This window comes from Microbacterium sp. cf046 (genome assembly GCF_900114345.1).
GTDB lineage: Bacteria > Actinomycetota > Actinomycetes > Actinomycetales > Microbacteriaceae > Microbacterium.
In genome coordinates, this window is record NZ_FOZJ01000002.1 from 1,259,768 (window position 1) to 1,273,592 (window position 13,825).

Annotated in this window: 14 protein-coding genes; 5 read left to right on the plus strand and 9 right to left on the minus strand. The window is 70.1% G+C overall.

All coding sequences use genetic code 11. The annotated features are described in order from the left end of the window. Positions 1 to 25 precede the first annotated feature (25 nt). From BM349_RS12260 to BM349_RS12275, 4 genes are all read left to right on the plus strand, one after another. Positions 26 to 1,513 carry an SDR family oxidoreductase gene (locus BM349_RS12260; protein WP_254773848.1) on the plus strand — a complete coding sequence of 496 codons (1,488 nt, stop codon included), beginning with the start codon at positions 26 to 28 and terminating at the stop codon, positions 1,511 to 1,513. Next, complete coding sequence (locus BM349_RS12265) at positions 1,510 to 1,731, plus strand: hypothetical protein (RefSeq protein WP_254773849.1); 222 nt, start codon at positions 1,510 to 1,512, stop codon at positions 1,729 to 1,731. The genes BM349_RS12260 and BM349_RS12265 overlap by 4 nt, the downstream gene beginning before the upstream one ends. Positions 1,732 to 1,807: 76 nt before the next feature. Beyond that, complete coding sequence (locus BM349_RS12270; protein WP_091707096.1) at positions 1,808 to 2,176, plus strand: hypothetical protein; 369 nt, start codon at positions 1,808 to 1,810, stop codon at positions 2,174 to 2,176. A 117-nt stretch (positions 2,177 to 2,293) separates the two neighbouring features. After that, positions 2,294 to 4,075, plus strand: coding sequence for an ABC-F family ATP-binding cassette domain-containing protein (locus BM349_RS12275; protein WP_091707097.1), 1,782 nt, complete (start codon positions 2,294 to 2,296; stop codon positions 4,073 to 4,075). Between the two features lie 24 nt (positions 4,076 to 4,099). Here the strand turns inward: BM349_RS12275 and BM349_RS12280 are convergent, their stop codons facing one another. The 7 genes from BM349_RS12280 to mgrA all read right to left on the minus strand — a co-directional run bounded on the left by BM349_RS12280 (position 4,100) and on the right by mgrA (position 10,190). Beyond that, entirely contained in the window at positions 4,100 to 4,708 is a 609-nt protein-coding gene (locus BM349_RS12280) for a GrpB family protein (protein WP_091707098.1), read from the minus strand. A 112-nt stretch (positions 4,709 to 4,820) separates the two neighbouring features. Beyond that, positions 4,821 to 5,735: an ABC transporter substrate-binding protein gene (locus BM349_RS12285; protein WP_091707099.1), complete on the minus strand. Its 915-nt coding sequence runs from the start codon at positions 5,733 to 5,735 to the stop codon at positions 4,821 to 4,823. 32 nt (positions 5,736 to 5,767) lie between these two features. Then, complete coding sequence (locus BM349_RS12290) at positions 5,768 to 6,505, minus strand: ABC transporter permease (protein ID WP_091707100.1); 738 nt, start codon at positions 6,503 to 6,505, stop codon at positions 5,768 to 5,770. Beyond that, positions 6,502 to 7,185: an ABC transporter permease gene (locus tag BM349_RS12295; protein ID WP_091707101.1), complete on the minus strand. Its 684-nt coding sequence runs from the start codon at positions 7,183 to 7,185 to the stop codon at positions 6,502 to 6,504. Before BM349_RS12295 ends, BM349_RS12290 begins: the two co-directional genes overlap by 4 nt. Then, positions 7,182 to 8,033, minus strand: coding sequence for an ABC transporter ATP-binding protein (locus tag BM349_RS12300; protein WP_091707102.1), 852 nt, complete (start codon positions 8,031 to 8,033; stop codon positions 7,182 to 7,184). The genes BM349_RS12295 and BM349_RS12300 overlap by 4 nt, the downstream gene beginning before the upstream one ends. A gap of 169 nt (positions 8,034 to 8,202) precedes the next feature. Further along, positions 8,203 to 9,126 (minus strand): 4-(cytidine 5'-diphospho)-2-C-methyl-D-erythritol kinase, encoded by a 924-nt coding sequence (locus BM349_RS12305; RefSeq protein ID WP_091707103.1) that lies wholly within the window; start codon positions 9,124 to 9,126, stop codon positions 8,203 to 8,205. Continuing rightward, positions 9,123 to 10,190 carry an L-glyceraldehyde 3-phosphate reductase gene (mgrA, locus tag BM349_RS12310; RefSeq protein ID WP_091707104.1) on the minus strand — a complete coding sequence of 356 codons (1,068 nt, stop codon included), beginning with the start codon at positions 10,188 to 10,190 and terminating at the stop codon, positions 9,123 to 9,125. Before mgrA ends, BM349_RS12305 begins: the two co-directional genes overlap by 4 nt. A gap of 148 nt (positions 10,191 to 10,338) precedes the next feature. Between mgrA and BM349_RS12315 the strand changes: the two genes are divergently transcribed. Continuing rightward, complete coding sequence (locus BM349_RS12315) at positions 10,339 to 11,922, plus strand: stealth conserved region 3 domain-containing protein (protein WP_091707105.1); 1,584 nt, start codon at positions 10,339 to 10,341, stop codon at positions 11,920 to 11,922. On the opposite strand, the gene BM349_RS12320 is transcribed toward BM349_RS12315, so the two are convergent. Then, entirely contained in the window at positions 11,867 to 12,793 is a 927-nt protein-coding gene (locus tag BM349_RS12320; RefSeq protein ID WP_091707106.1) for a phosphodiesterase, read from the minus strand. The genes BM349_RS12315 and BM349_RS12320 overlap by 56 nt on opposite strands. A gap of 135 nt (positions 12,794 to 12,928) precedes the next feature. Next, on the minus strand, positions 12,929 to 13,771 hold the full coding sequence (rsmA, locus tag BM349_RS12325; RefSeq protein ID WP_091707107.1) for a 16S rRNA (adenine(1518)-N(6)/adenine(1519)-N(6))-dimethyltransferase RsmA: 843 nt from the start codon (positions 13,769 to 13,771) through the stop codon (positions 12,929 to 12,931). Between the last annotated feature and the right edge of the window lie 54 nt (positions 13,772 to 13,825).

The window sequence follows — 13,825 nt, forward strand, 5'->3', positions numbered from 1 at the left end:
AAGCTCGGCGCGGGTAGAATTCCGTGTGCCCTCCGCCGACTCCCCGCCCGATCGTCCCGACGCGAATGCGAGCGGCATCGACCCCGCGGAGCTGGAGACCACGCTCCGCGTGCTCGCGCAGATGACCGCGGTCGACCCCGCCCATCCGGACTATGTGACGGTCCGTCAGGCGACCGCGCAGATGTTCAAGGCGGTCAAGAAGGAGCGGCGCCGCGAGATCCGCGAGGCGATCGCGGAAGCAGACCGCAGCGTCGTGGCGGCGACCGCGACGGGCGCGCCCGACCGGATCGACGACGAGACGCGCGGCATCCCGCTCGAGACGCGGGCGAGTTCGCCGACCGCGGGCACCCTGCTGAAGGCGCGGCCCTGCTACATCTGCAAGCAGCCGTATACGCAGGTCGACGCGTTCTACCACCAGCTCTGCCCGACGTGCGCGGCGATGAGTCACGCCAAGCGCGATGCCCGCACCGATCTCACCGGCAGGCGCGCACTGCTGACCGGCGGCCGCGCCAAGATCGGGATGTACATCGCGCTGCGACTGCTGCGGGACGGCGCGCACACGACGATCACCACCCGGTTCCCGCGCGACGCCGTGCGCCGGTTCACGAGCCTCCCCGACTCCGCCGAGTGGATCCACCGGCTGCGCGTGGTCGGCATCGACCTGCGCGACCCCGCCCAGGTGATCGGACTCGCCGAGTCCGTCGCCGCGCAGGGGCCGCTCGACATCCTGATCAACAACGCCACCCAGACGGTCCGCCGCTCCCCCGGCGCCTATCAGCCGCTCGTGGATGCCGAGCTCGCGCCGCTGCCCGACGGACCGCTTCCGGAGCTGGAGACCTTCGGGCACACGAACGACGCGCACCCGCTCGCGCTCGCGCAATCGGTGAGCGCGCATCCGATCCTCGCCGCGGCGGCCGCGCGGGCGGACGAGCTCACGGAGCAGGCGATGGCCGCCGGTTCCAGCTCGCTCGATCGCCTCGCCGCGGGGACTGCGATCGATGCCGGGGGCCTCGTGCCCGATCTGCACGACTCGAACTCGTGGACCCAGCACGTGCAGCAGGTCGAGCCGCTCGAGATGCTGGAGGTGCAGCTCGCCAACACGACCGCACCCTTCCTGCTGATCTCGAAGCTGCGTCCGTCGATGGCGGCCAGCACGGCGCGGCGGAAGTACGTCGTGAACGTGAGCGCCATGGAGGGGGTGTTCGGGCGCGGGTACAAGGGTCCGGGGCATCCGCACACGAACATGGCGAAGGCCGCGGTGAACATGCTGACCCGCACGAGTGCGCGCGAGATGTTCGAGACCGACGGCATCCTGATGACGAGCGTCGACACCGGGTGGATCACCGATGAGCGTCCGCACCCCACGAAGGTGCGGCTGGCCGAGGAGGGCTTCCACGCGCCCCTGGACCTGGTCGACGGCGCTGCGCGGGTGTACGACCCGATCGTGCGCGGCGAAGCCGGCGAGGATGTGTTCGGGGTCTTCCTGAAGGACTACTCGGTCGGCAACTGGTGACGCCTCAGGAGCTGCTGCGCGGCATCCCGCTGGGCACGCGGATCGTCGCGCGTCACCTGCTCGATGACGGCCGCGCGACGGACGCCCTCGGCTGGTTGCGGTCACGGGACGCCGACCACATCGTGGTCGAGACGCGGAGGGGTCTGGAGACCGTCGCGCTGGCCGCCGTGATCGCCGCGAAGGAAGTGCCGCCGCCGCCCGCCCCGCGGCCGCGATGATCAGCTCGATGACCCGGACCGCAGTGCCCCGGCGTCATCCCCTGTGCCCGGGGGCGAGCGGCGATACTCTGGGCGCGTGATCATCGCGCTGTTCCGCCGTCGACTCCGCGAAGGGGTCACGTTCGAGGAGTTCATCGACGCCTGGCAGGCGGACGAAGGCTTCGGCGTGCCCGCTCGGGTGTTCGACGCCGTCTCGGTCGATGATCCGCGAGAGGTGCTCTCGGTCGGCTTCGTCGGCATCGACGCCGCCGACCTGACGACTGACGCAGAACGGGTCGACGCGCAGGAGGCGGTCCGGCACACCCGCATCGACGAGGTCGTCGAATCGACCGTGCTCCACGCCTTCTACGATCTGCGCGCCGAGCACGACTTCTCCGCAGAGCCCCGCGCAGTGGGCCTCGCCTCGGCGGAGAGCCTCCTGGCTGCTCTCCGTCCACGCGCTTAGCCCGGGCGCCGAACCCATTCTTTCCCCGCGAACCCATGCGCTCCCGAGCGCCGCAGCGCATGGGTTCGCGGGGACGGTGTGGGTTCGGCACGTGAGCGCCCGGCCTAGGCTGGAGGGATGGCCCATCTCCTCGGCGGAGAGCATCTGCACGTCGAATTCCCCGCGAAGGTCGTCCTCGACGACGTGACGGTCGGGGTCGACGGCGGCGATCGCATCGGCATCGTCGGGCGCAACGGCGACGGCAAGTCCACGCTCATGAAGGTCCTCACCGGCCGCATGGAGCCGGACGCCGGTCGCGTCACGCTGCGCGGCGGTGTGCGGGTCGGGATGCTGGCGCAGGACGACGATCTGCCCGATGACGAGACAGTGCGCCACGCGATCGTCGGCGACCGGCCCGAGCACGAATGGCTCGGCGACGCGCGCGTGCGGGATGTGCTGGACGGACTGCTTCGCGACGTGCCGCTCGACACCGTCGTCTCCGGACTCTCGGGCGGCCAGCGCAGGCGCGTCGGGCTGGCGCGCCTGCTCGTCGGCGAATGGGACGTCGTCGCGCTGGACGAGCCCACCAACCACCTGGACGTCGAGGGCGTCGCGTGGCTCGCGGCCCATCTCGCCGACCGCTGGCCACGCAACTCCGGCGGCCTGCTGCTCGTCACCCACGACCGCTGGTTCCTCGACGCCGTGTGCACGCGGATGTGGGAGGTGCACGACGGCACGGTCGACCCGTTCGAAGGCGGCTATGCGGCCTACGTGCTGCAGCGCGTCGAGCGACAGCGCCAGTCGAACCTCGCCGAGACGAAGCGGCGCAACATCCTGCGCAAGGAGCTGGCGTGGCTGCGGCGCGGTGCGCCGGCGCGCACGTCGAAGCCGAAGTTCCGCATCGAGGCGGCGACCCAGCTCATCGAGGACGAGCCGCCGCCGCGCGACAACGTCGAGCTCGCGAAGCTCGCCACCGCGCGGCTCGGCAAGGACGTCGTCGATCTGCTCGATGCCGGTGTCGACTACGGCGGTGGTCCCGTCCTGAAGGACGTCGAATGGCGCATCGCGCCGGGCGAGCGCACCGGCATCCTGGGTCCGAACGGCGTCGGGAAATCGACGCTCCTCGGCCTGGTGTCGGGCACGGTCGAGGCGACCTCGGGGCGCGTGAAGCGCGGCAAGACCGTGCAGGTGGCCGTCCTCAGCCAGCGCCTCACCGAGCTGGACCAGTACGCCGACGAGCGCGTGCGCGATGTGCTCGCGCTGCAGAAGACCTCGTACGTCTCGGGCGGCAAGGAGCTCACTCCCACCCAGCTGCTCGAGCGCCTCGGGTTCCGCTCATCGGAGCTCTCGACTCCGGTTCGCGACCTCTCCGGCGGCCAGAAGCGGCGTCTGCAGCTGCTGCTCGTGCTCCTGGGCGAACCCAACGTGCTGATCCTCGACGAGCCCTCCAACGACCTCGACACCGACATGCTCGCCGCTCTGGAGGATCTGCTGGACTCGTGGCCCGGGACCCTGCTCGTGGTCTCGCACGACCGCTACCTCATCGAGCGCGTGACCGATCAGCAGTACGCGATCGAGAACGGCGGTCTGCGGCACCTGCCCGGCGGTGTGGACGAGTACCTCCGGCGACGCGCCGCGATCCGGGACGCACCGGCCGCGGCATCCGCTGCTCCTCCGCCGGCGGCTGCGGGACTGACCGGGGCGGACCGGCGGACCGTCGAGAAGGAATTCAACGCGATCGACCGGCAGCTCGCGAAGATCGCGACGCGCATCACGGCGGCCCACGACGACCTCGCCACCCACGATCAGTCCGACTACGTCGGCATCGGCAGGCTGAACGCCGAGCTGCAGAGCCTCGAAGCCGAGCTCGCCGCACTGGAGGAGCGGTGGCTCGAGGTCGGCGAGGCGCTCGGCCACTGACTGTCGCCGGTCGCGAGGCCGGGTTCAGGCCGGCAGACCCGCGGCACGGAAGGCGCGGTAGTAGATCTCGCGGATGACGCGCTGCTTGCGGGCGTTGTACTGCATCACGTGCTCGCCGGCCCGGGTGGCCGCATCCGCCGCCTCGAGCTTCGCATCGCGGTAGAGGTCGCGATCCTGCGGATTCGCACGCAGCCAGTCGCGGAAGATCGCGTGACGCGCGACCTCGGCGCTGTCGGGCGAGAAGACGTGCAGGTTGCAGCGAGGGTCGGCGAGGACGAGGCAGCGGTGCTCGTACCACCACGGCTCGCGCACGCGGAGGACGAATCCGGCTTCCTCGAGCGGCCCGACGTACGCGCTCTCGTCGGACGAGTCCGCGACGATCAGGTCGATGTCGATCACCGGCTTCGCCGGCAGATCCGGCACGGAGGTCGAGCCGACATGGCTCACGCTCAGCGCGCGGTCGCCCAGGGCATGCCGGATGCTGCGCTCGAGCTCCGCGAACTCGGTCGGCCAGCGCGGATCGGCCTCGACGATCGCGATCTGCGCCGACGGCTCGACTGCGCCGACCCACGGACTCTCGCCCGGCGGCGGTGGCGCATCGTCGAAGCGGACGATGTCCTCGGCGCGCAGCATCCCTCGATGGTACGTCCGCCCGCACAGACCGCGAGACTGCGACGGGTGCTCGGGACTGCGGGATGAACCCGCAGTCCCGACGCGCCGTTGCAGTCTCGCGGTCAGAGAACTCCTAGATCAAGCCGTTCTCGGTGAGCCAGGCCTTGGCGATGTCAGGCGTCGACTCCTGGTCGACCGTGCTCTGCACGTTGAGCGCGACCAGGCCCTCGGGCGTGAGCGCAGCGCTGATCGCGTTGATGATCTCGGCCGCGCCGTCCGGGAGCTCGCCGCTGACGACGGGCACGACGTTCGAGGCGAGGAACAGACCCTCGGGGTCTTCCAGGACGACCAGGTCGTCGGTCTGGATGCGGGGGTCGGCGGTGTACACGTTCGCGACCTGGACGGTGTTCGCCAGCAGGGCCTCGACCGTGGTGTCGGCAGTCGGCGAGAACGCGACGGTCACGCCGTACGTCTCGAGCAGGCCGGCGGGTCCGTACGGACGCTCGGCGAGCTCGGGCGCACCGCCCAGGGTGAGCGGGGTGCTGACGTTCGCAAGGTCGCCGATCGTGACGAGCGAGTTCTCATCGGCGAACGCCTTCGTCACGGTATAGGAGTCCTGGTCGGTCGCGCTGGACTGGTCGAGCACGCTGAGACCGTCGGGCAGCGCGTCGGGCAGCGCCGCGTAGACGTCGTCGGAGGTCCGTGCCGTCGTCTCCGGGTCGAAGAACTGCAGGAGGTTGCCCGAGTACTCGGGGAACAGGGTGATCTCACCGGCCTCGAGCGCAGGGATGTACGCGTCGCGCTGACCCGAGTTGAAGGCGTCACGAGACACCTCGAACCCGCCGTTCTCCAGTGCCTGGGCGTAGATCTCGGCGATGATCTCGTTCGAGTAGTAGGCCTGCGAGCCGATCACGATCGTCTCGCCCGCCGCCGGGGCGTCCGTCTCGGGGGCGAGGGGGTCGCTGGAGGCGCACCCGGCCGCGACGAGCGCGACACCGGTGAGGACGGCCGCGGCCAGCGCGAGCCGGGACTTCTTTGCTGTGAACATTGTTCTTCCTCTGGGTTGGGATGGAGCGGTGGTCAGGAGACAGCAGCGGACGCCGTGCGAGCGGACGCCGATCTCTTCGGAGCGGATCGATGTTCGGATTGCGAGGCGCGCACGCCCGCCGGGATGGATGCGCGCTGCAGGAGGGCGAAGATGCCGTCCAGCACGAGGGCCAGGGCGGCCACGAGCAGTGCGCCGCCCAGGACGATGTCGAAGCGACGCAGCGGGATGCCGGCCAGGATGTACTGTCCGAGCCCGCCGAGGTTGATGAAGGCGGCGATCGTGACGGTCGCCACGACCTGGAGCGTCGCCGAGCGCAGGCCTGCGATCAGGAGCGAGAGCCCGAGCGGCACCTCGACGCGCCACAGGACCTGCCACTGCGTCATGCCCATCGAGCGGGCCGCGTCGATCACCTTGCGGTCGATCGCCTCGAACCCGGTGTACGCGCCCGCGAGGATCGACGGAATCGCCAGGAGCACGAACGTGATGATGGCGGCCTCGGTCGTGCGCAGCACGCCGAGGAGCAGGAAGAGGAGGATCAGGAGCCCGAACGACGGGATCGCGCGCGCGGCTCCTGAGATCGCGACCGCGATGTCGCGGCCTTTGCCCGTGTGCCCGATCGCCCAGCCGAGCGGGACGGCGATCAGGGCGGCAATCAGCACGGATACGAACGTGAAGAAGAGGTGCTGACCGAGCGCGACGGGGATGGGAGCGAGGCCGGCCCCGGGGTTTCCGGAGAAGATCCATGCGATGGCTTCGGCGATGAGGTTCATGCGACGCTCACCTCCAACGGCAGGGCGCCGCGCCGGACCCGGCGCCGCTGCGCCCGCGACCACGGCATCAGCACCCGTCCCGCGGCGATCAGCAGCCCGTCGAGCACCAGGGCGATGACCACGACCGCGACGATTCCGGCGAGCACCTCCGGGATGATACGCCGCTGCGAGCCGTTCGTGAACAGGTAGCCGAGGTTCGTCACGCCGATCAGGGCGCCCACGGTGGCGAGCGCGATCGTGCTGACCGCGGTGACGCGAAGGCCGGCCAGGATGACCGGCCCGGCGAGCGGCAGATCCACGGCCCAGAAGCGCCGGCCGGCGCCGTAGCCCATCGCCGTGGCCGAGAGCCGCACGGATGCGTCGACGGAGTCGAGCCCGTCGGTGACCGATCGAACCATGAGCGCGATCGCGTAGATCGTGAGCGCCAGGATCAGGTTCACCTCGTTGAACGGCGGAAGCCCGACGATCACGGGGATGATCATGAGCAGCGCGAGCGAGGGGATCGTATACAGCAGGCCGGTCACCGTCAGGATGCCGCCCCGGGCGACCCGGTACCTCCAGGCCAGCCAGCCCAGCGGCAGCGAGAGCGCGAAGCCGAGGATGATCGCGACGACCGACTGGCGCAGGTGCACCAGGGTCAGCTCCCAGATCAGGTCGAGGTTGTTCGCGACCCAGTTCACGTTTCCGTCTCCTGCAGCGCCGCCTCCGGCAGCGCGCTCTCCACGATCGACCCCTGTGTGCGGCCTTCGCTGTCGACGACGACGGTGCCGCGGTCTGTGTGCTTGAGCGAGAGCGCGCGCTTGCCGCGATCGGATCCGATGAAGCTCGCGACGAAATCGTCGGCGGGGTTCTCGATGATCTCGCTCGGCGAACCGACCTGCGCGATCTTGGCGCCCTTCTGCAGGATCACCACCTGATCGCCGAGCAGGAAGGCCTCGTCGATGTCGTGCGTGACGAACACGACAGTCTTGCCGAGTTCGCGCTGCAGCCGGATGAGCTCCTGCTGAAGATCGGCGCGCACGATCGGGTCGACGGCGCCGAAGGGCTCGTCCATCAGGAGGATGTTCGGGTCGGCCGCGAGGCCGCGGGCGACTCCGACGCGCTGCTGCTGGCCGCCGGAGAGCTGGCTCGGGTACCGCTTGGCGAGGGACCGGTCGAGCCCCACCGTGTCGAGCAGCTCGAGCGCCTGCTCGCGCGCGCGCTTCTTCGGCACGCCGCTGAGGACCGGCACCGTCGCGACATTGTCGATCACGGTGAAATGCGGCATCAGCCCGGAGTTCTGCATCACGTAGCCGATGCTGCGACGGAGGGCGACGGGGTCCCGCGTGAGGATGCTCTCGCCGTCGATCTCTATGTCGCCGCCGGTCGGATCGACCATGCGGTTGATCATCCGCAGCAGCGTCGTCTTGCCGCAGCCCGACGATCCGACGAAGACCGTGGTCTTTCGCGACGGGATGATCAGGCTGAAGTCCTCGACGGCGCGCGTGCCGTCGGGGAATTCCTTGCTCGTCGAACGGAACTCGATCATCGGCGCCGTTCCTCTCCCGGAGGCGCGTCGGCACCTCGTCGCATCAGCCGGTCATCCGACTGCTTTTCGAGCGTAGCGAACCCCTCGGACGCCGGACCCGAAATGGCGGATCGTTGCAATCCGGCGACTCAAAGGCTAGATTCACCCGGTCTCGGCGACCTGCCAACGGCTACAGCACCCGCGCGCCGTGGACCGGTCCGTGCACGTGGAGGGCCTCGTAGCCCGCTGCCGAGAGGACGACCTGCAGCTCGAGGGCGGACTCGGGATCCGCCGCGAGGAACGCGAGTGTCGGACCGGAGCCCGAGACCAGACCGGCCAGGGCGCCCGCCTCCTCGCCGAGCTCGAGCGCCTCCCGCAATTCGGGCCGGAGCGACAGCGCTGCCGCCTGCAGATCGTTGCGTACACTCTCCGCCAGCGCGATCGGATCCCCCGCGCGCAGCGCGTGCAGCACGCCCGGGTCCACGGCCGGCGTGCGTACGGAAGAGAGGATGTCGGGCCGGGTCCGCAGCGCGTCAAGGTGCGCGTACACCTCGGGCGTGGACAGCCCCGCACCGGAGGGCACGATCACCCAGTCGAACCGCCCCTTCGCCAGCGCGGGGCTCAGCTGGTCGCCTCGGCCGGTCCCGATGGCCGTGCCTCCCATGAGGGAGAACGGCACGTCCGCTCCCAGACGCGCGGCGAGCTGCTGCAGCTGAGCCGCGCCCAGGTCGGCCCCCCAGAGCGCGTCGCACGCGACCAGCGCGGCCGCGGCATCCGCCGATCCCCCGCCCATTCCCCCGGCGACCGGCACGTGCTTGACGATCTCCAGGTGGACGCCGCCGGTGTGCCCGGCCTTCTGCGCGACGAGCCGGGCCGCCCGCAATGCCAGGTTGCGGTCGTCTTCGGGCACGCCCGACACGTCGACGGTTCCCGAGACCGACACCGAGTAGTCGGCGGCAGGCTCGGCCCACACGTCTTCGTAGAGCGAGACCGCCTGATACGCGGATGCCACCTCGTGGTATCCGTCGTCCTGGACGTCGCCGACCTCGAAGAAGAGGTTCAGCTTCCCGGGCGCCCTGACGTGGACGCGGTCGGCGACGTAAGCGCGACTCACAGCTGGGCCGACTCCGCCCACAGGTCGACGTCGAGACGGCCGGACAGCGCGTCGATCTCCTCGAGCTCCTCTGTGTCGAACGCGGGTCCCGCGACGGCCGCGACGTTCTCGTCCAGCTGTTCGGGGCGGGACGCGCCGATCAGCGCGGACGTGACCACCGGGTCGCGAAGCACCCATTGGATCGCCATCTGAGCGAGCGTCTGCCCGCGCTGCTTGGCGATCACATCGAGGCTGCGCAGCGCCGAGAGCCCGGCATCCGAGAGCTGCCTGTCCGGGATCGACGAGCGCTTCTGCGCCCTGTCGGCCGGACCCTCGCCGAGGTACTTGTCGGTGAGCAGTCCCTGCGCGAGCGGCGTGAACGCGATCGCGCCCATGCCCTCCTGCTTGAGCACGCCGGTCAGGCCGTCCTCGACCCACCGATTGAGGATCGAGTAGGCGGGCTGGTGGATCACCAGCGGCGTGCCGAGGCTGCGCGCGACCGCGGCGGCGATCGCCGTTCGTTCGGCGCTGTACGAGGAGATGCCGACGTACAGCGCCTTGCCCTGCCGGACGAGCGTGTCGAGGGCTCCGATCGTCTCCTCGATCGGCGTGATCGGATCGACCCGGTGCGAGTAGAAGATGTCGACGTACTCGACGCTCATGCGCTTCAGGGACTGCTCCGCGCTCGCGAGGATGTACTTCCGCGAGCCGAGGTCGCCGTACGGTCCGGGCCACATGTCGTAGCCGGCCTTGGACGAGATGATCAGCTCGTCCCGGTACGGGGCGAAGTCCTCGCGCATCATCCGCCCGAAGTTCGTCTCGGCCGTCCCGTACGGGGGGCCGTAGTTGTTCGCGAGGTCGAAGTGGGTGATGCCGATGTCGAACGCGTGGCGCAGCACCGCGCGCTGGTTGTCGAACGGGATGTTGTCTCCGAAGTTCCACCACAGGCCGAGCGAGATCGGCGGCAGGTAGAGGCCGGACGCCCCGACCTGGCGATACTCGGTCCCGGAGTACCGATCGGCGGCGGCCGCATAGGGCCGGTGGAGCTCGTTGACGTCAGGGCGGAATCGGGGTGCGTCGGTCACGCCCCGAGCCTAGCCCGGGCCGTGCGCGCAGGGCACGGGTCACGAAGACGTGGGCAGCACGTCCGCTGGCGGTTGTCAAGGGCGCGATCGCGAAATGTGACCGAAACGCACGGCGCCTAGTCTTGCCCTCTGTCCATTTGGAGGTCCTATGGCGACGCTGTCCGCTCTGCCCGCCCACCCCCGCAGCTGGGCCGCGCTTCTCGAGCGCGACGACATCGTCCTCGATCGCGGCGTTCTGCGGCTGCGCCACGAGCGCACCACGCCCGACGACGCGCGCACGGAGGACCTGCTGCTGACGGCGCGTGTCCTCGAGCATGCCGGAGTTCCGGTGCTGCTGGTCCGGCATGATCTGCGCATCCCGGTCCTCGTCGTGGACGTGGCGGATGCCGCGGCCGCGGCATCCGCGCTGAGCGAACTGCCCGAACCGCTCTACGTGAAGCGGAAGGCGCATGCGGCCATCCTCGCCGCCGAGCTGGAGACGCCGGTGGCCGCACCCGCCTCGATCCGGGTGTACCGACCTCGGATCTCGGAGCACGGCGAGCTCCGGTACGACCACGAGATCGGCATCCGACTGGAATTCTGGCGCTTCGGCGAGGAGCTCGTCGAAGCGCCGCACGACAACGCGGTGACCCGTCGGCTCACACCGGTCTCGGATCTCGAGTTCACCGAGGTCGAGCGGTACGGGCGCCGCTGGCGGACGATCCGCGGAATGTTCGACGTGCACCCCGCGGAGTTCACCGAAGACGTCGACATGGTCTTCTCGTGGGTGGACGGCTCGTCCACCGACTTCCAGCGCCAGCGCGCCGCGCAGCTGGCCGAGTACGTCGTCGGCGAGGGAGATGACGGTCCCGCACGATACCGGCACGTCGACGAACTGCGCTACGCACTTCGCAGCGTGCACATGTACGCACCCTGGGTCCGCCGCATCTTCATCGCGACCGACTCGCCCGCCCCCGCGTGGCTGCTCGAGCATCCGAAGGTGACGATCGTGCGCAGCGAGGAGTTCTTCGCCGACACGTCGGTCCTGCCGATCCACAACTCGCACGCCGTCGAGTCGCAGCTGCATCGCATCGACGGGCTCGCGGAGCACTTCCTCTACTCGAACGACGACATGTTCTTCGGGCGACCCGTCGAACCGGAGCTGTTCTTCTCCCCCGCCGGGCTGACGCGGTTCGTGGAGTGCGGCATCCGGATCGGCGCGGGCGGCTCGGCTGTGCACCGCAGCGGACACGACAATGCGCTCCGGGTGAACCGGGCGCTGCTGCGTGAGCGCTTCGGCCGCACGATCACGCGCGACCTCGAGCACTGCGCCACGCCCCTGCGCCGGAGCGTCGTCGACGAGCTCGAGCGGGCATTCCCCGAGGACTTCGCGCGCACCGCGGCCTCCCGCTTCCGCTCAGCCACCGACATCTCGGTGACCAACAGCCTGTACCACTACTACGCGCAGTTCACCGGGCGGGCGATCGCCACGACGCGGCCTCGGGTGCGCTACGTGCAGACCACGCTCGCGGCATCCCTCGCCGGGATGGAGCGCCTGGCCCGCCGACGCGACGTCGACATGTTCTGCCTCAACGACGGCGGCTCGGGCGAGATGCCCGAGGACCTGCGGGTGCGCACCGTCACCGGCATCCTGGAGCGGATGTTCCCGATCCGAGCGCCGTGGGAGCGCGAAGAGGTCAGCGCAGAACGGGGATCGGCTCCGTCGGCGGAGCGATCCGTCGCGACGCGCTGAGAGCCTGCACACCGGCGGCCGCCAGCCTACGCTGGGCTTCGGCCGCGTCGATGTGCTCGAGGGCGTTCGGCGCCTCGACCGGGACGACCGAGTGCACGATCGTGTCGTCGTAGACGTGCACCAAGTTGAAGGCCTGTGCGCCGTCCTGCGGGCGGGTCCCTCCTACCGGCACCGTCAGATCCTGCGCGTAGCAGGTGGATGACGCGACCGATACCGGGATGCCCGCGAAGGTCGCGAACGTCGAGTAGTGGAGATGGCCGGCGATGATCGCGCGGACGTCGGTGCCGCGGAGCACGCGGGCCAGGCGCGACTGGTCCCGCAGTTCGACGCTCCCCGCCAGCGGCAGAACGCTCGGCACCGGCGGATGGTGCATCGCGAGGATCGTGCCCAGAGGCGCAGGAGTCGCGAGCACCCCGGCGAGCCATTCGAGCTGGGCATCGCGCAGCTCGCCGTGGTGGAATCCGGGCACGCTGGTGTCGAGGGTGACCAGCCGCAGCCCGTCGAGCTCGTCGACGCGGTCGACCGGCTGCGGCTCCGAGGCAGACGGCTCGTCCAGGAGACGAAGCCGGAACTGCGCGCGATCGTCGTGATTTCCCATCACCCAGAACACCCGTGTGCCCAGCCGGTGCGCGAACGGCTCGACCAGGGCGCGCAACTCGGAATAGGCATCGCCCTCGCCCAGGTCGACGAGGTCCCCCGTGAAGATCACTCCGTCCGGCGCGATGCCCGAGGCTTCGATCGCCGTCAGCGCACGGACCAGGCGGTCACGCGCGTCGACGAGGTCGAACAGTCGCGAACCGGCTGCTCGCAGATGTGTGTCGCTGAGATGGAGCAGCACCCGTTCGGGCGCCGGATACTCCGCCGTGCGCATGGGACCCTCCCCAGTCGGCGGGCCGCGGTCGAGGAACGGTCGCCGTCGCCGCCATGGTGGCGGGTCGGGGGAAATGTTACAGGCATGTTTCGTGAACGCCGGGATGACAGGACCCGAACAGTCGACGACGCAGAGCTAGGAGGCTTGCGCGATGCGCAGGAAGTCCTCCACGCCGAGCTCTTCTCCGCGCGCCGTGGGGGCCACGCCCGCGCGCTCGAGGATCGCGGATGCCGAAGCGGCGGACCCGCCGAGCACACCCGAGACCGCCTGCCGGAGCATCTTCCGTCGCTGCTGGAAGGCGGCATCGACGATCTGGAAGGTCCGCACGCGCTCCGCCTCGGTGCCGCGCAGCTCGTCGTCGCGAGTGAAGGCGACCAGCACGCTGTCCACGTTGGGCACGGGCCAGAACACCTGCCGCGACACTTTGCCGGCGAGCCGCCACGGGCCGTACCAGGCTGCTTTCACACTCGGCGCACCGTAGGTCTTGGACCCGGGAGGCGCCGCGAGGCGTTCGCCGACCTCGGCCTGGACCATCACGACGCCGCGCCGGATGGACGGGAAGCTCTCCAGGAAGTGCAGCAGCACGGGGACCGACACGTTGTAGGGCAGGTTCGCGACGAGCACCTCCGGATCGCCGGGCAGCTCGGTCAGCCGCAGCGCGTCGGCATCGACGACCTCCAAGGCGCCGTCCGGGACACCGTGTGCGGCGGCCGTCTCGGGCAGGCGAGCGGCCAGCCGGTGGTCGATCTCCACCGCGGTGACCGTCGCGCCGGCCTCGAGGATCGCGAGCGTCAGCGACCCGAGACCCGGGCCGACCTCGACCACGTGCTCACCCGGCGCGACCTGTGCGACATGCACGATCCGCCGCACGGAGTTCGCATCGACGACGAAGTTCTGGCCGAGCTTCTTGGTCGGGGTGACCTCCAGCTCGGCGGCCAGCGCGCGGATCTCGGCCGCGCCGAGAAGTGTCACGGGCATGTGTTCACTGTAGCCGCGCGTCCCGCCACCGCCGTCGCCCGCGCGCCGCGCCCT